A 16174-nucleotide genomic window follows, 5' to 3' on the forward strand; every position below is an offset into this window, starting at 1 on the left:
AACTGCGGCATCAAGTCGGGCGGAGGCGGGTCGATAGCGAGGGGGTACGCCTTAAGGGACGCCGCCATGAAAATCGCCTCCGCCACCGTCAGCCTCGGCAGCAGCTTCAGCCAGAGCCAATCCCTCAGCGTCACCCAGACCCTCTCCGTGGCTTCCCCGCAGCCAAGCTCCGCCGACAACGTGCAGCTGAGCAACCAGGCGACGCAGGCCAGCCTGCTCGACCAGTTGAGCTCGGACAAGGATGCGGTCTACAGCCTGATCGAGGCGATACTGGAAAAGGCTTTCGGCGTCCATTTCAAGCTGCTGCGCCTGTTCCCGCTCCGGCCCGAGAATTCGCAACTCTCCGCCATCCCCGACCCCACCGTCAGCGCTCAGCAGGACATCGACTACCAGCAACAGCAACAACTGAGTTTCACCGCCAAAGGCCAGATCACCATCCAGGACGGCAAGCAACTGCAATTCTCGCTGAACATGCAGATGCAGAGCAGCTACCAATACCACAGCAGCCAGAGCTACCAGTCCGGCGGCAAGCAAAGCTGCGATCCGCTGATGGTCAATCTGGGCGGCGGCGCCGGCAGCCTGGACGGCGCCAGCGTCAGCTTCGATCTGCAGCGCAGCGGACAGATGGTGAGTTTGCCCTTCTCCAGCCAGGGCGGCTGGCTGGCGCTGGACAAGAACGGCGACGGCAAGATCAATGACGGCAGCGAGTTGTTCGGCCCGCAGTCCGGCAATGGCTTCGCCGACCTGGCCAAGCTGGACAGCAACCACGACGGCGTGATCGACGAGAGCGATCCCGCCTTCGCCCAGCTCAAGATCTGGACCGGCCGCGGCAGCGACGGCAAGGATCAGCTGAGTTCGCTGAAGGACGCCGGCATCGGCGCCATCCTGCTGCCCAGCGTGGACGCGCCGCTGACCATGCGCGCCAACGCAAGCGACGCCGACCCGCAGGCGCAGATGCGGCGCGCCGGCGTATTCGTCAAGGAGGATGGCCAGGCCGGCATGATCAGCCAGCTGGACATCTACGGCTGAATTCGGCCAGAAGACGGCGCCCCAGGCCGGCCGCCTACTGCGGCCGGCTGACGATGTCCGCCTTGAACCACTTGCGCGACAGCGTCTGCAAGGTGCCGTCGCGCTGCAAGTGGCCTATCGCCCGGTTCACCGCCGCCAGCAACTGAGGACTGCCTTTGCGCAGCACCACGCAGGCGTCTTCCCGCGCCAGCATGCGGCCGGCGGGCGCCAGCTCGCCCTGCGTCTTCTGCGCCAGGTTGAAGGCCGCCAGCCGGTTGATCACGATGGCGTCCACCTCGCCGCGACGCAGGCCGTCGTATTTCGTCGGATCGTCCGGGTAACGATGGATGTGGGCCTGCGGCGCGTTGTCGCGCAGCCATTGCTCATAATTGGTGCCCGCGCTGACCCCGACATGGGCGCCGGCCAAGTCCCCGGCGCCGTGGAAGCGCGGCAAATCCGGCTTGCGCACCACCAGCTGCAGCCCGGAGTAAGTGTAGGGAATGGAAAATTCGAAGCGCTTCCTGCGTTCCGGCGTCGCCACCACCTGGTTGATCACCACATCCATCCGGCCGGCCGCCAGATTGTCCAGCATATGATCCCAAACCATGGTCTGAAAACGCGCCTCCACACCCATCTGCGCGGCCAGCGCCCGGCCGAAATCCACCTCGAAGCCCTGCAACTGGCCGCCCGCCAATTGGCTATAGGGCGGAAAGGTGCCTTCCAGACCGATCTGCAACGCGCCGTCACGCCGAATGCGCGCCCATTCTTCGCCGCCCGCTAGCGCCGGAATCTGCGGCAATAGCAACAGCGCGCAAAGCGCCCATCCTTTCCAACCGGCCAAAGTCATATCGCCTCCCGCTCCGCCGCCGCACTGGCACTAAGGGCAAAAACCATTCCTTACACCATAGGCGATGGCCGTCCGGCGGCCAGGTCAAATCCGTAAAAAATCCTTTCCACGCAATGCTTTGCGCCACAGCCTCCACTTCAGGCATGGCCAGACGGAATCGGATCATTCGGTTGCGGAGTAAAAAAGACCTTGAAAAACAGGATTGACTCTGCGAATGATAATTATTATCATTTTCAAAAACTCACACAGGAGAACGCCACGATGAACGCCATGCTGGTTGGAGCCGACACTCTGGGCAACATCCCCGACGTGCTGCAGAACTACGGCATCACCATCCACCGCCACCTGAGCGGCCGCAACAGCTCGCATCAACGCAAGGTGGACCGCCTGCCCGCCGGCACCGATCTGCTGATCCTGTTCACCGATTTTCTCGGCCACAACGTGATGCGCCATTTCCGCGAACTGGCGGCCGAACAACAGATCCGCTTCATCGCCTGTCGGCGTTCGGTCTGCGCGCTCAAGCAATCGCTGACCGGCGCCGGCATGTGCGAGCAGCCTTGCGCCGCTTGCCCGCAACGCGGCGGCGGCGACAAGCCGATCAAACGCAAGCGTTGAAGCGTCTGTTTCAGCAAGATTTTTCTCTAAGCTCTTACCTTTGTAGCTTCACGAGCCGGCCACAGCCGGCTCTCTTTTTGCCCGCCGCGCGCAGTCGTCGAACCAAGGACGCAGATCTGAATCGAACGAGGCCGCCAACGCCTGCGCCTCGGCACAAGCCGCTTCCGCCTCAGCCTGGCGGCCCGATCCGCCCAGCGCCCGCGCCCGCTCCAGCAACAGGAAAGCGCGGTCCACCTCCTCCTCGCCATTGGCCGCGATCAGGGCCAGGCCCGCGTCGGCGGCCAGCAAGCCATCCGGCCAGCGCTCGAAACGGTTCGCCGTCAGCGCTCGCAGGTATTCCGCCCGTTCGTGGTTGACCCAGTCTCCCGCCCTGCCCCATAGCAGCCTGGCGATCCGCGCGCCATTGAACAGCGTCTCCTCGCAGAACGGATCTCGGGCATCAAGCTCGTGTCTCTCCAGAAAGGCCGACACGATATTGCTGACCAGCGCCGCCAGCGCGGCATCGGTCTCGCCGGACTCGCCCAGCTCCAAAGCCGCCTGCAGGACAGCGAACTCGGTCAGCGATTCCCGCAGCGGAGCGCCGCCCAGCGCGCCGAGCAGCACCTCAAGCCGGATCGCGAGGCGGGCTCCGTCGGCGCTCGCGCCTCCCGCCAGGCATTGCCGCTCCAGGCGCCAGGCCGCCAAAGCGTCGCCGGCCAGCGTGGCGGCCACCACGCAATGGCGCAGCAGCGCCGGACCGGCATCGGCCAGAGGCATCGCCTTCAACAGGGTCCAGGCCCCCCGCCAATCGCCCCTTTTTTCGCCCAGCAAATGGTTGGCCAGCCAGGCCGCTCTCGAGAGCGAAGCAGCGGGAAGGCCCGGAGACGCGAGCAAGGCGGGCAATTGCGCGATCGCCTCGTCCGGGCGGTCGTCATGGGTTCGCATCAATGCATCGAGAACAGCAATCACAGACATGAAAAAGCCTTTCCAAAAAAGAAAGGCCCAGTGTCTCCAGTGCGCGCAAAAATGTCAAAAGCATTAATCGCCGGACGCGTCGTCTCCCCTGCCCGCCCGGCGCGCGGCATCCCGCAGCGCATCCAGCTGCCGCGAAAACTGCCGGCAGTTGCCGCACAGCGCCAAATGCATTCTCAGCTTGAGCAACTCCCCCATGCCCAGCGGGCGGTCCATCCCAATGGATATCAGCCGGCTGGCCGCGCGGCAACTCAACTTCATCGCTCGTCCTCCCGGCTCCAGCGTATTGAAAAACATTCGCGCAGGCTCATCCGCGCGCGGTACAGCAGCACTGAACAGTTAGTCGCGGTGATCTCGAGATTGTTACAGATGTCGGCGATCTCCATCCCCATCACCTCGCGCATCGCGAACACCATCGCGGTGCGGCGCGGCATCACCTTGGAGCACTCCTCGAACACCTGCCAGAACTGCTTGGAAACCAGCTGCGACTCCGGCCCGCTCCAGGCGCGCATCGGCTCGCGCCAATGGCCATCCTGGGTGAACAAGCCGTCGAAATCGCTATCATCGCACTCATCGTCCAGCGATTCGAACAGCTTTTCCTTGCCCTTGCGGCGCAAGGCGTCTATCAGCTTGAAACGCAAAATGGAGGTGAGCCAGGTGCGCAGAGTCGACTTGCCCGAGAAATTATCCCGCGACTCCAGCGCCGCCAGCAGCGTCTCCTGCACCGCCTCCTCGGCCGCGTCGCGCTCGCGCAACTGCGCCAGCGCGTAACGCAGCAGATAAGGCCGCTCCTGTTCTATCGCTTGCGGATCCACCATGCCGCTACTCCCTGCAGTATTCCACCGCCTGGTCCAGGCGGTCCACGGCCAATACCTTCAGGCCCTCGATTTCCTGCCGCGGCTTGTTGGCGCTGGGCACGATGGCGCGGGTGAAACCCAGCTTGGCGGCTTCCTTCAACCGTTCCTGCCCGCGCGTCACCGGCCGCACCTCGCCGGCCAGGCCCACCTCGCCGAACACCACCAGCTTCTCCGGCAGCGCCTTGTTGCGCAAGGACGAAACCATGGCCAGGATGATGGCCAGGTCGGCCGCCGGCTCGTTGATCTTGACGCCGCCCACCGCGTTGAGGAACACGTCCTGGTCGAAGCAGGCCACGCCGCCGTGGCGGTGCAGCACCGCCAGCAGCATCGCCAGCCGGTTCTGCTCCAGGCCGACGGTGAGGCGCTTGGGCTGGAAGCCGTGGCAATCGTCCACCAGCGCCTGGATCTCCACCAGCAGCGGCCGCGTGCCTTCCTGCGTCACCAGCACGCAGGAGCCGGCGACGTCATCCCGGTACGATGAGAGGAAGATGGCCGACGGGTTGGACACGCCCTTCAGGCCGCGATCGGTCATCGCGAACACGCCCAGCTCGTTGACCGCGCCGAAGCGGTTCTTGATCGCGCGTATCATCCGGTAGCTGGAATGGGAATCGCCCTCGAAATACAGCACGGTATCCACCATGTGCTCCAGCACGCGCGGGCCGGCCAGCGAGCCCTCTTTGGTGACGTGGCCGACCAGCAGCACGGTGATGCCGCTCTGCTTGGCCATCCGCGTCAGCTGCGCCGCGCATTCGCGCACCTGCGACACCGAGCCCGGCGCCGAAGTCACCTGCTCGGTGTACAGCGTCTGGATCGAGTCGATCACCACCACCTCGGGCTGCTCGCGCTTCAGCGTGGCCAGGATGTTCTCGATGCAGATTTCGGCCAGCAGGTCGACGCTGCTGGTATCCAGCGCCAGCCGGGACGCGCGCAGCGCGATCTGCTGCGCCGATTCCTCGCCGGACACGTACAGCACCTTGCGGTTCTGGCCTATCTGCGACAGCGCCTGCAACAGCAGCGTGGACTTGCCGATGCCCGGGTCGCCGCCGATCAGCACCACCGCGCCGCGGACGATGCCGCCGCCCAGCACGCGGTCCAGTTCGTCGATGCCGGACGGATCGCGCGGGGTTTCCTCGGTCTGCACCTCGGACAGCTTCTGCACCTTGGTGACGTTGGCCGCCCACGACTGGAAACGCGGACCGGCCGCGGCCGGCGCGGCCACCGCCTCGGTCAGCGTGTTCCAGGCATTGCAATGCGGGCACTGGCCCTGCCATTTAGGCGATTGTCCGCCGCACTCGGTGCAGCTGAACACGGTTTTGTTCTTGGCCATCAGGGAAGGATTCAGGGTGAATCAAAGGCGGAAGGATAGCAGGACGGCGCGAAACTGGCAGTCAAAAACGCTTCAGCCCGGGCTGCGGCCCGGGTCGGACTTGTTCAATTCCTGGATGATGTTGAGCAGGCGCTTCTGGTCCTCGGGCGGCGCCGACGATGAATGCTTGGCCGGCGGCTGGCCGTTGCGTATCGCGCGCATCACCGCCGCCACCTGGGGATCGTTCTTGGCGGCGCGGTCGGCCTCTTCGCTGCTCATCAGATCGGGCAGACCGGTCTGCCCGGCCGAAGAGGTGGAGCCGCTGGCCGCGCGTTTGCCGGCCACCGCCGGCGTCGGGCCGGAGGCCGGCTGCGCCGCGGCCTCGGGCAGCGGCTCCATCGTTTCCAGCTTGTTCTTGGCCATGTACTCGTTCATCTCGCGCCAGCCGGCGTAGATGAAGGCCTTGTCCGCGCTCGGATTGCGCTGGTAGCACTCCTCCAGCGAGCGGCCGGTCTGGCGGCAGGCCGCGCCTATCGCCTTGTCCGAATCCTTGCTCAGCCCGGTCACGCTGTTCACATAGTTGCAGCCACCCAGCAGCAGCGCGCAGGCCAACAACAGCAGTCTCTTCATGCCCTCTCCCCGTTTCAGCCGCGCGGCTTGCGCAGGTCCAGCTCCACCACTTCCCCGCGGCGGCCGCGGCTATCGCCGCCCAGCCAATACAGGAAATGCGGCATCAGATCGGCCAGATCGGCGCGCTCGCTCTTGTCCTCGCCCGGATGGGTGCGGTTGCGCTGCGGCGAATTGACCGGCCCCGGCAGCAACAGATTGACGCGCAGATTGGGCAGCATCTCCCACTCGTCGGCCGCCACCTTGGTCAGGTACGGCAAACTGGCATTGGACGCGCCGAAACCGCCCCAGTAAGCCGCCGGATGCAGCGCGTGATGCTCGCCGACGAACAGCACCGACGCGTCCGGCGCGTCCTTCAATAGCGGCAGGCAGGCGCGGGTCAGCGCGAACGGCGCCACGGTGTTGATCCGGTACTGGTTCATCCATTCTTCTATGGTCTGGTTGGTCAGCGGCGACAATGCGTAGAAATGCGAGGCGCAATGCACGATGCCGTCCAGGCGATCGAATTCGCGCTTGATGGTCAGCGCCAGCTGGTTGAATTCGTTCTCGCCCGCGTTCAGCAAGTCCAGCGGCACCGCCGCCGGCTCCGGCCCGCCGGCCGCCACGATTTCATCGTAGACCTTCTCCAGCCCCTTGACGCTGCGCGCGAGCAGCACCACGGTCGCGCCGTGGCGGGCGAAGGCCAGCGCGGCCTCGCGCCCCACGCCCTGGGAGGCGCCGGTGATCAGGATCACGCGCCCTGCCAGCGCGTCTTGGGCAAACTCGGTCTTCATCGTCATCGTTCTATTCCTAAGTCCTGCAATGCGGCCGCCGCCGCGGCCACGCCGCTGCGCGCCGCCCCCTCGAGCGTCGCCGGATAATCGGGATGCGCCCAATCCCCAGCCAGATAGATTCCTCTTTGCGCCGTCCGCGTCGCCGGCCGCTCCAGGCCGACCTCGCTGGCGAACGTCGCCCGCTTTTCCACGATCACCCGGCTGCGCGCCGGTTCGGGCAGATGCGGCGCCAGCCGGCGCGCGTCGGCCAGCGCCCTGGCGACCAGTTCCTCGGCGTCCGGCAGCGCCGTCGGCGCGCTGAGCACCGCCGCCACCAGGCCGGCCTCCCCTGCCAGCGCCTCGCGGTCGAACAGCCAGTCCATGCCGCCGCCGCTGACGCCCATCATCGGAGCCGGCAGCCGCGGCGAAACGTCGAAACACAAGTAGACGGTGGCGATCGGCCAGTAGCGGTAGGCCTCCAGCGCAGCGCGCAGAGCCGGCTCGTCCAGCAGCTCCGCCGCATGATAGGGCGCGACGGCGCTTATCACCGCATCATACCTTTCATCGTCCACTTGCGGACCATCCTGAAACGGGGCGATCCGCCGCGCCCGGCATCCGGCGCGCAGATCCGCGCCCCTCTCCGCCAGCCAGCGCCAGGCCGGATCGGGAAACAGCGCCGACAGCCCGGCGGCCGGCAGCAACAGGTCGCTGTCCGCGCGCTGCGCGCCCAGGCTGTCGCGCAGCGTGGCGGCCAGCACGCGCATCGACGCCTGCTCCGGCGGCGTGTTCAGCGCCGACAACACCATCGGCCGCCAGAAATCGTCGAGCAACCTGCAGCTCTGGCCTTGCTCCGCCAGCCATGCGGCCACGCTGCAATCGCGCGCCAGCCGGTAGCCGCCGCGCCGTAAACCGTCCAGCGCGCGCGCCAGCAGCCATTTGTCGCGCCAGCCCAGGCCGCGCGCCGCCAGCAATCCCGCGGCCAGATGCAGCGGCGCGGGTAGGCGCGGGCAATCCAGGCTCAGGCCCCCCTCCCGCCGCCACTGCAGCGGCTTGCGCAGCAGCAAGCGGTCGGGATCGGCGCCGACTGTCCGCATCAGGCGCAGGCATTCTGCATAAGCGCCGAGCAAAATGTGCTGACCATTGTCAAACCTGTCTTCCGCGCGCCCGATGCAGCGCGCGCGGCCGCCGGGCTCCCGCCCGGCCTCATAGACGGTCACATCGGCATGGCCGGCCAGTTCCACCGCCGCGGCGAGCCCGGCCCAGCCGGCGCCCACCACCGCCACCCTGGGTTTCACGGCTTGTAGCCGAAGGTCCAGGTTTTCCAGGCCAGCCACAGCTTGCGGCCGGTTCCCAGCGACAGGCGCTGGTTCAACACTTTCGCCGGACCATCCTGCTGGATTTCCCGCAACGTGGCGCGGTAAATGGCCGCCATCAGCAGGCCCGGACGCTGCGATTTGCGATCCGCCGCCGGCAGCAGCTCCCAGGCCTTGCGGTAATGCTCGTGCGCGCGCTCGATCTGGAACGCCATCAGCGACTTGAAGGCATCACTTTCCTCGTAATGCAGAATGTCCATCGCCGGGCAGTTGAAGCGCTGCAGCTCCTCCATCGGCAGATAGATGCGGTCGCGCCGCGCGTCCTCGCCGACATCCCTGATGATATTGGTCAGCTGGAAGGCGACGCCCAGCTCGTGCGCGTACTCCAGCGTGCGCTCGTCGGTATAGCCGAAGATGCGCGCCGCCAGCTTGCCCACCACGCCTGCCACCCGGTGGCAGTACAGCAGCAGGTCCTGGAAACGCTGATAGCGCACCATGCTCAGGTCCATCTCCATGCCGTCGACGATTTCTTCCAGCTCCGACTGCGGCAGATGGAAAGCTTCAAGATGCGGCAGCAGCGCGCGCATCACCGGGTGATCCACCTCGCCGCGGTAGGCCCGTTGCACCTGGCCGCGCCACCAGGCCAGCTTGGCCTGGGCCACGCTCAGGTCGTGGCATTCGTCCACCGCGTCGTCCACCTCGCGGCAAAACGCGTACAGCGCGGTGATCGCCCTCCGCCGCGCTTCCGGCAGGAAGCGGAAGCTGTAGTAGAAACTGGAGCCGCTGGCCGCGGCCTTGTCTTCGCAATACTGATCGGGCGTCACGCGCCTCTCCCCACTGTCGCCGGCCCGTCTTGGGACCGGATGCATTCCATCCATGGCGCGGCGCAGGCTCACTTGGCCCGGCACGCCCGCCACATCATATATATCCAATCGCCAACGCCCAGTTTGGGACGCTGCCCGAACACGTCGCCGCCGGACGCGTGCAGCTTGTGCAGAATGCGGTCGCCGCCCATCACGATCAGCCTCAACTCCAGCCCCAGCCTGCCGCGCAGCGTTCTGCCCAGCGGCGCGCCGGCCTGCAGCATCTTGCGAGTCCGCTCCGTCTGGTACAGCATCAATGCCCGCCACTTGGCGTCCAAGCGGCCGGCGGCGATCTGCGCCTCGTCGATGCCGAAACGCGCCAGATCCTCCTGCGGCAGGTAAACCCTGCCCTTGCCCCAGTCCACCGCCGCATCCTGCCAGAAGTTGATCAGTTGCAAGGCGGTGCAGATGCCGTCGGACTGCGCCAGGCTGCGCGCGTCGGACTCGCCATACAGCGCCAGCATCAGCCGGCCGACCGGGTTGGCGGAGCGGCGGCAGTAGTCGACCAGCTCCGCGAAGCTCTGGTAGCGGGTCTTGGCCACATCCTGGCGGAAGGCGGACAACAAATCGCGAAACGGCTGCAATGGCAAGGCATGCGCGGCGATGGCCGCCGCCAGCGGCGCCATCAGTTCGATCCGGGGAGGCTCGCCCGCCGCGATGCGGTCCAGATCGGCCTCCAGGCGGTCCAGTTCAGCAAGGCGCTCGGCTGGACCGGCATCGCCCTCGTCGGCCACGTCGTCCGCATAGCGGGCGAAATGGTAGATGGCGTGGACCGCGCGCCGCATCTTGCGCGGCAGCAACAGCGAACCCACCGGGAAATTCTCGTAGTGGCCGACCGACATCGCGCCCTCCTGCGTATCCGGGCCGCCGATTATACCCGACGCCCCCTCGCAGCGTCCTGCCCGCTGACAATGCCATGCCCGCATGTCCTGAGCCATGCCGACAGCGCCATCGCGGCAATTTTCACTTTTTGCACGGCAAGGTATTTACAAGCCAAAAAGACACGCATAGAATGCTCAGCACTGTGAACGCAGCGACGGACCAACGGGGGTATAGCTCAGCTGGGAGAGCGCTTGCATGGCATGCAAGAGGTCAGCGGTTCGATCCCGCTTATCTCCACCAATAACTGCTTCACGATGAAACAAGCCCGCTCATGCGGGCTTTTTTCATTTCCCCTCTTCGCTGCAAATTCTCCCGACGCAACTATCATAAATTAACCCGGCCCAGCCTGCCGGCATCATTCCCATCGTTGCGGCGACTCCACCATGACGAGAAAGCGCTACACCTCCTCCGCCATCAGCTGGGCGGCGGCCACCTTGTTGCTGGGACTGTCGCTGACCGCCCTCGCCTGCCAGTACATCGAGTGGCGCAACGCCGATACGCTGCAGCAGGCGGCCAATCAGCAAGCTCAACTCACGCTCAACGACATCGTCGAACGCCTGCAGCGCTACGAATACGGACTGCGCGGCGCCCGCGGCGCATTCATCGCCGCCGGCGACGGCGGGCTGAACCGCGAAACGTTCCACCGCTACGCCCAAAGCCGCGAACCCGGACGGGAATTCCCCGGCGCGCGCGGCTTCGGCATCATCCGCCGGGTGGCGGACGCCGAGCTGCCCCACTTCATCGCCGCCATGCGAGCAAGCGGAAGCCCAGATTTCAAACTACGCCAATTCCGCCCCTACCGCGGCGAGCACGAAATCATCCAGTTCATCGAACCGATATCGGGCAACGGCCCGGCCATCGGCCTGGACATCGCCTCGGACCCCGCGCGCCGCGCCGCGACGCAAGAGGCGACCGATACCGGGCAGGCCAGACTGTCGGAACCCATCACACTGCTGCAGGCGACGCCGCTGCGCGGCCAGGGCTTCTTGCTGCTGTTGCCGATCTACCGCGGCATCGTCGTGCCGGCCGATCGCGACGAGCGCCGCCGCCGAATCAGCGGCTGGAGCTATGCGCCGCTGGCCATGCCGGAAGTGCTCGCCAGCCTGGAGCAAATACCGCGGGATGGCTGGATAGAGTTGAGCGACGCCAGCAACCCGGCGCGGCCGACGCGCTTTTTCCGCAGCGCGGACAATGCGGCCGGCGCCACCGTGGCGACCGCCACCCAAAGCGCCCCGCTGTTCGGCCGGGTATGGCGGCTGAACTTCCACGCCAGCCCCGTCTTCGCGGAAGCCTTGCGGCTCCTCAATCCCAGGCTGATCGCGCTGGCCGGCCTGCTGGCCAGCCTGGCCAGCGCGGCGCTGGCCTATGCCTGGCGCAGCAACGCGCTATCTCGCCGCAAACTGCAGGACACCCGCGAAGACTTGGCCGCCATCGTCGAGAGTTCGATCGACGCCATCATAGGCAAGACGCTGGACGGCGTCGTCATCAGCTGGAACAAGGGGGCGCAGCAAATGTTCGGCTACGCCTCCGACGAGGCCGTGGGCCAATCGCTGCTGCGGCTGATCGTGCCCGAGGACAGGCAGGCCGAGGAACAGGACATCCTCGCCCGAATCGCCCGCGGCGAGCGCATCGCCCATTTCCAGACCACTCGCCGCCGCAAGGACGGCAGCCAGCTAGAGGTGGCGGTTTCCGTAGCCCCCATTTACGGCGACGACGGCAAGGTGACCGGGGCCGCCAAAACCGTGCGCGACATCACCCGGCAAAAGGAAATGGAAGCGGAGCTGCACGCGCTGAACACCAGCCTGGAAGCGCAGGTGGCCGAGCGCACCCGGCAGCTGGAAACCGCGCGCCGCGACCTGCGCACCGTACTGGACGGCGTGCCGTCGATGATAGGCTACTGGGACAAGGAGCTGATCAACCGGGTGGCCAACCACGCCCACCACGCCTGGTTCCACCGGGAGCCGGACACCTTGCCGGGCACCTGGCTGCCGGAACTGCTGGGCGAGGAGTCGTTCGCGATCAGCCGACCCTATGTGGAGGCTGCGCTGGCAGGCCATCCCCAGAGCTTCGAACGCACGCTGGAAGGTCCTGACGGCGAGTTGCGCCATACGCTGGTCCACTATCTGCCCGACAGGGAAAACGGCGAAGTCCGCGGTTTCTACTCGGTGGTGCACGACGTCACCGAGCTGGTGGACGGCCGCACCCGGCTCGCCGCCGCGCTGCGCGAAAACGAAGCGCTGCTGGGCATCATCAACGAACAGCTGCAGTACTCGGAAATCGACGCCGCCGGCCGCTTCCTGGAAGTGAACGAACGCTTCTGCGAAGTGAACGGCTACGCGCGCGGCGAGCTGATCGGCCGCAACCATCTCATGCTGACCGGCGATCTTCAGGACCGGCCCTTCTGGCGTGAGCTGAAACAGACACTGCGGCGCGGCGACGCCTGGCACGGAGAGATATGCAACAAGGCGCGCGACGGCAGTCTGCGCTGGTCCGACACCGTGATCGCGCCGCTGCTTGACGGCAACGGCGCGCTAGAAAGAGTGATCGCGCTGCGGATCGACACCACCCGCCGTCGGCTGGTGGACGCTGAGATCAATCGCCTGAGCCTGCTGCTGAGCAATGTGCTGAGCGCGGCGTCCGAGGTCTCCATCATCGCCACCGACCACGATGGCCTGATCACCGTTTTCAACGCCGGCGCCGAACGAATGCTGGGCTATGCGCAGCAGGAAATGGTGGGCAGCTGCACGCCGGCCCGCTTCCATCTGGAAAGCGAAGTGATGGACAGAGGCCGCGAGCTCAGCGCGCTGTTCGGCGAGGAGATCGGCGGCTTCAGGGCCTTTGTCCACATGCCGGAAATATTCGGCGCGGAAACCCGCGAATGGACTTATGTGCGCAAGGACGGCAGCCATGTGTCCGTCTCGCTGGCGGTGACCGCGATTCGCGCCGCCGGCGGCGACATCATCGGCTATGTCGGCATCGCCACCGACATCACCGAGCGGCGCCGCTCGGAAGCGCAGTTGCTGCAAGCCAAACAGCTGGCCGAGCAAGCCAACCAGGCCAAGAGCCGCTTCCTCGCCAATATGAGCCACGAGATCCGCACCCCGCTGAACGCGGTGCTGGGCCTGCTGCAGCTGATGCAGCACACCGCGCTCGACTTGCGGCAGCGAGACTACGTGTCCAAAACCCAAACCGCCGCCAAATCGCTGCTTGGCCTGCTGAACGACATTCTGGACTTCTCCAAGATAGAGGCCGGAAAGCTGCAGCTGGACAGCCACCCCTTCCAACTGGACGGACTGCTGCGCGACCTGGGCGTCATCCTGTCAGGCAACCGCGGCGACAAGGATGTGGAAACGGTATTCGAGATTGATCCGTCATTGCCGGCAGCAGTCTCCGGCGACCGGCTGCGGCTGCAGCAGATCCTGATCAATCTGGCCGGCAACGCGATGAAGTTCACCGAGCGCGGCCAGGTGGTCGTCAGCGTCGTCCAAACCAAGCGCCGGGGAAAACTCGCGGCCTTGCGCTTCTCCGTCAGCGATACCGGCATCGGCATCGACGCGGAGCAGCTGGGCCGCATCTTCGACGGTTTCACCCAGGCCGAGGCCTCGACCGCGCGCCGCTTCGGCGGCACCGGCCTGGGCCTCGCCATCAGCCAAAGGCTGGTGCGCATGATGGACGGCCGGCTGGAAGCGCAAAGCGAGCCCGGCCGCGGCAGCCGCTTCTGGTTCGAGATCGAACTGGAAACCGCTGACGCCGCGCCGCTGGTGGAAACCGACTCGGAGCTGCCCGCCGACCTGCGCGTGCTGATCGTTGACGACAATCCGCTGATGGGAGAAGTGCTGAGCCGCACGCTGGAGGCGGCGGGCTGGCGCGCCGACTACGCCTCCAGCGGCGACGAAGCGGTGCGGATGGTCAAGGCTGGGCGCCGCTACGACGTGGCGCTGATGGACTGGAAGATGCCGGGCATGGATGGCATCGAGGCGGCGACGCGGATACGCGCAACCTCCTCCGAACCGCCTCGAATAATCATGGTCACCGCCTTCGGCCGGGAAGCGCTGTCTGACCTTCCCGACGGCGTCGATCCACCCCTCGCCGATCTGCTCGCCAAGCCGGTGACGCCGCAGCAGTTGCTGGATGCGATCCGCCGCTGCCTGCGCGGCGAGAGCGCCCCGCCCGCGCCCGCGTCCTCCCGGCAGCGCCTGGCCGGCATGAGACTGCTGCTGGTGGAAGACAACGCGCTGAACCGACAGGTCGCCTCCGAGCTGCTCAGCATCGAGGGCGCCAGGGTAGAGCTGGCCGAAGGCGGCCTCTCCGGCGTCGAGCTGGCCACCGCCGCCGACGCCGACTACGACGTGGTGATCATGGACATGCAGATGCCGGACATTGACGGGCTGGAGGCCACCCGCCGCATCCGGGCCAGCGGTTGCGACACCCCCATCCTGGCGATGACCGCCAACGCGACCAGCGCGGACCGCGCCGACTGCCTAGCCGCCGGCATGAACGACCACATCGGCAAGCCGATCGACATCAACCAGTTGGCACCTCGCCTGCTGGCGCTGTCCGGCCGCTCGCCGGATGCCGAGCCTCCTCCACCGCCGCAAGCCGCTCCAGTCGGCGACATCGAGCCTGAAGAGTGGGTGTTGCAGCGCTTCGGCCAACAAGTCGAAGCCATGCACAAGGCGCTGCGCCGATTCAGCCCGGCAGTCTCCCGGCTGACAACCGATCTGTCGCGTCAGCTGGAGGATGGCGATATGGCGCAACTGGCGATGACCCTGCATTCGCTGAAAGGCATCGCAGCCACCGTCGGCGCTTCGGCGCTGGCTCGTTATGCCGGCGAACTGGAACAGTCAGCCCAGCCGGCAAAGGACCCCGAGCTGGATGCCCAAGCCTGGCGCCGCGCAGAATCGGCATTGCGGAAACTGGCGCAAGACAGTGTGGAAAAACTGCACAGCCGGCTGCCGCCCCTGACCGTCGACGAGCCGGCAGCGCCGCCCCCATCCCTCGCGCCGGAAGAATGGAAATCGCGGCTGGAGGCAATATTGCCGCTGCTGGAAAACGGCAATCTCGCCGCCATCGACCAGGCGATGGCGCTGCTGCCGCTAGCCAGCGAACACACCCGGCGGCAAGTGGAAAATCTGGCGGAGCACGTTGGCAAGCTGCAGTTCTCCCATGCCGTCCAGATCGTCAAAACCCTGATAGAGAGCGAGCCCTGACATGGATCTTCCGCTGATGGACAAGCTGCCCGGCGCCGAGCGGCCGCGCATCCTGGTGGTTGATGACCAGACCTCCAACATCTTGCTGATTCGGGAGCTATTCAAGAACGAATACGAGATTTTCATGGCGCAGGACGGCGAACAAGCCATCGCGCAATGCCAGGCGCTGATGCCGGATTTGATCCTGATGGATCTGATGATGCCCGGCATCGACGGCTTCGAAGCATGCCGCCGGCTGAAAGACAACCCGCTCACCCGGGCGGTGCCCATCATTTTCGTGTCGGCGCAGCGCGAAGAGGCCGACGAAGCGCGGGGATTCGAGTTGGGCGGCGTCGACTACATCATCAAACCAGTCAACCACACCATATTGCGCGCCCGGGTGCGCACCCATCTGGCGCTGAAATTCCAGGCCGACCTGCTCAGCTCGATCGCGCTGCAGGACGGTCTGACCGGCGTGGCCAACCGCCGCAAGTTCGACGAAGCGCTGCAATCCGACTGGCTGCAATGCGCCCGGCAGCAGCAGCCCGTCTCCCTGCTGATGCTGGATGTCGACCATTTCAAGCGCTTCAACGACCGTTACGGCCACCAGGCCGGAGACGACTGCCTGCGCCGGGTCGCCCAGGCGATACGCTTGTCGCTGCGCAGGCCCAGGGACCTGGCGGCGCGCTACGGCGGCGAGGAGTTCGCCTGCCTGCTGCCGGAAACCGACCTCGAAGGCGCATCCAGCCTGGCCGACGAAATCCTGCAGGCGATCAGGGCGCTGGGCATCCCACATGAAGCCTCCGACGCGGAGCCGACAGTGACCGCCAGCATCGGCGTCGCCTCCATGATCCCAAACGGCTCGACGGCGCCGCAAACGCTGGTTGAGCGCGCGGACCACCAGCTCTACCAAGCCAAGCACGAAGGCCGCGCGCGCGTCAGCGCCGGCTGAGCCGACAGCCGG

14 protein-coding genes and 1 tRNA gene are annotated in these 16174 nt (G+C 66.1%); 5 read left to right on the forward strand and 10 right to left on the reverse strand.

Translation table 11 applies throughout. The annotated features are described in order from the left end of the window. The first annotated feature begins 66 nt into the window (after window positions 1-66). Window positions 67-1029: a hypothetical protein gene (locus VA599_RS14130; RefSeq protein WP_346789136.1), complete on the forward strand. Its 963-nt coding sequence runs from the start codon at window positions 67-69 to the stop codon at window positions 1027-1029. A 34-nt stretch (window positions 1030-1063) separates the two neighbouring features. On the opposite strand, the gene VA599_RS14135 is transcribed toward VA599_RS14130, so the two are convergent. Further along, window positions 1064-1855 carry a transporter substrate-binding domain-containing protein gene (locus VA599_RS14135; RefSeq protein ID WP_031296516.1) on the reverse strand — a complete coding sequence of 264 codons (792 nt, stop codon included), beginning with the start codon at window positions 1853-1855 and terminating at the stop codon, window positions 1064-1066. Window positions 1856-2116: 261 nt separating this feature from the next. Here VA599_RS14135 and VA599_RS14140 point away from each other — a divergent pair, with 261 nt between their 5' ends. Beyond that, entirely contained in the window at window positions 2117-2470 is a 354-nt protein-coding gene (locus VA599_RS14140; protein ID WP_021477625.1) for a DUF2325 domain-containing protein, read from the forward strand. Window positions 2471-2518: 48 nt separating this feature from the next. Here the strand turns inward: VA599_RS14140 and VA599_RS14145 are convergent, their stop codons facing one another. The 9 genes from VA599_RS14145 to hpnC all read right to left on the reverse strand — a co-directional run bounded on the left by VA599_RS14145 (window position 2519) and on the right by hpnC (window position 9981). After that, on the reverse strand, window positions 2519-3394 hold the full coding sequence (locus VA599_RS14145; RefSeq protein WP_346789138.1) for a hypothetical protein: 876 nt from the start codon (window positions 3392-3394) through the stop codon (window positions 2519-2521). A gap of 93 nt (window positions 3395-3487) precedes the next feature. Continuing rightward, on the reverse strand, window positions 3488-3682 hold the full coding sequence (locus VA599_RS14150; RefSeq protein WP_104947554.1) for a zf-HC2 domain-containing protein: 195 nt from the start codon (window positions 3680-3682) through the stop codon (window positions 3488-3490). Then, window positions 3679-4239, reverse strand: coding sequence for a sigma-70 family RNA polymerase sigma factor (locus tag VA599_RS14155; protein ID WP_104947555.1), 561 nt, complete (start codon window positions 4237-4239; stop codon window positions 3679-3681). Before VA599_RS14155 ends, VA599_RS14150 begins: the two co-directional genes overlap by 4 nt. Window positions 4240-4243: 4 nt before the next feature. After that, window positions 4244-5605 carry a DNA repair protein RadA gene (gene radA / locus VA599_RS14160; protein ID WP_021477629.1) on the reverse strand — a complete coding sequence of 454 codons (1362 nt, stop codon included), beginning with the start codon at window positions 5603-5605 and terminating at the stop codon, window positions 4244-4246. 72 nt (window positions 5606-5677) lie between these two features. Then, window positions 5678-6214, reverse strand: a complete 537-nt coding sequence (locus VA599_RS14165) for a hypothetical protein (protein WP_021477630.1) — start codon at window positions 6212-6214, stop codon at window positions 5678-5680. A 14-nt stretch (window positions 6215-6228) separates the two neighbouring features. After that, complete coding sequence (locus tag VA599_RS14170) at window positions 6229-6990, reverse strand: SDR family oxidoreductase (RefSeq protein ID WP_346789141.1); 762 nt, start codon at window positions 6988-6990, stop codon at window positions 6229-6231. Continuing rightward, window positions 6987-8258, reverse strand: a complete 1272-nt coding sequence (gene hpnE / locus VA599_RS14175) for a hydroxysqualene dehydroxylase HpnE (protein ID WP_346789143.1) — start codon at window positions 8256-8258, stop codon at window positions 6987-6989. Before hpnE ends, VA599_RS14170 begins: the two co-directional genes overlap by 4 nt. Next, a complete protein-coding gene (hpnD, locus tag VA599_RS14180) occupies window positions 8255-9100 on the reverse strand; it encodes a presqualene diphosphate synthase HpnD (protein ID WP_021475117.1) in 846 nt (281 codons plus the stop codon). Before hpnD ends, hpnE begins: the two co-directional genes overlap by 4 nt. A 68-nt stretch (window positions 9101-9168) precedes the next feature. Then, a complete protein-coding gene (gene hpnC / locus VA599_RS14185) occupies window positions 9169-9981 on the reverse strand; it encodes a squalene synthase HpnC (RefSeq protein ID WP_346789146.1) in 813 nt (270 codons plus the stop codon). Window positions 9982-10185: 204 nt separating this feature from the next. On the opposite strand from hpnC, the gene VA599_RS14190 reads away from it, so the two are divergent. The 3 genes from VA599_RS14190 to VA599_RS14200 all read left to right on the forward strand — a co-directional run bounded on the left by VA599_RS14190 (window position 10186) and on the right by VA599_RS14200 (window position 16162). Continuing rightward, window positions 10186-10261: transfer RNA gene (locus tag VA599_RS14190), tRNA-Ala, on the forward strand. A gap of 143 nt (window positions 10262-10404) precedes the next feature. Beyond that, window positions 10405-15231: a CHASE domain-containing hybrid sensor histidine kinase/response regulator gene (locus tag VA599_RS14195; protein WP_346789148.1), complete on the forward strand. Its 4827-nt coding sequence runs from the start codon at window positions 10405-10407 to the stop codon at window positions 15229-15231. 1 nt (window position 15232) lies between these two features. Continuing rightward, complete coding sequence (locus tag VA599_RS14200; RefSeq protein ID WP_346789150.1) at window positions 15233-16162, forward strand: diguanylate cyclase domain-containing protein; 930 nt, start codon at window positions 15233-15235, stop codon at window positions 16160-16162. The last annotated feature ends 12 nt before the right edge of the window (window positions 16163-16174 follow it).

The organism is Chromobacterium indicum, assembly GCF_039708975.1.
Taxonomy (GTDB): Bacteria; Pseudomonadota; Gammaproteobacteria; order Burkholderiales; family Chromobacteriaceae; genus Chromobacterium; species Chromobacterium piscinae.

Bases quoted from the DNA above. Each gene is read 5' to 3' on its own strand.
- hpnC (WP_346789146.1), bottom strand. From the start codon at position 9,981: ATGTCGGTCGGCCACTACGAGAATTTCCCGGTGGGTTCGCTGTTGCTG.
- VA599_RS14130 (WP_346789136.1), top strand. From the start codon at position 67: ATGAAAATCGCCTCCGCCACCGTCAGCCTCGGCAGCAGCTTCAGCCAG.
- VA599_RS14200 (WP_346789150.1), top strand. From the start codon at position 15,233: ATGGATCTTCCGCTGATGGACAAGCTGCCCGGCGCCGAGCGGCCGCGC.
- VA599_RS14135 (WP_031296516.1), bottom strand. From the start codon at position 1,855: ATGACTTTGGCCGGTTGGAAAGGATGGGCGCTTTGCGCGCTGTTGCTA.
- VA599_RS14140 (WP_021477625.1), top strand. From the start codon at position 2,117: ATGAACGCCATGCTGGTTGGAGCCGACACTCTGGGCAACATCCCCGAC.
- VA599_RS14145 (WP_346789138.1), bottom strand. From the start codon at position 3,394: ATGCGAACCCATGACGACCGCCCGGACGAGGCGATCGCGCAATTGCCC.
- VA599_RS14195 (WP_346789148.1), top strand. From the start codon at position 10,405: ATGACGAGAAAGCGCTACACCTCCTCCGCCATCAGCTGGGCGGCGGCC.
- VA599_RS14155 (WP_104947555.1), bottom strand. From the start codon at position 4,239: ATGGTGGATCCGCAAGCGATAGAACAGGAGCGGCCTTATCTGCTGCGT.
- VA599_RS14150 (WP_104947554.1), bottom strand. From the start codon at position 3,682: ATGAAGTTGAGTTGCCGCGCGGCCAGCCGGCTGATATCCATTGGGATG.
- VA599_RS14170 (WP_346789141.1), bottom strand. From the start codon at position 6,990: ATGACGATGAAGACCGAGTTTGCCCAAGACGCGCTGGCAGGGCGCGTG.
- radA (WP_021477629.1), bottom strand. From the start codon at position 5,605: ATGGCCAAGAACAAAACCGTGTTCAGCTGCACCGAGTGCGGCGGACAA.
- VA599_RS14165 (WP_021477630.1), bottom strand. From the start codon at position 6,214: ATGAAGAGACTGCTGTTGTTGGCCTGCGCGCTGCTGCTGGGTGGCTGC.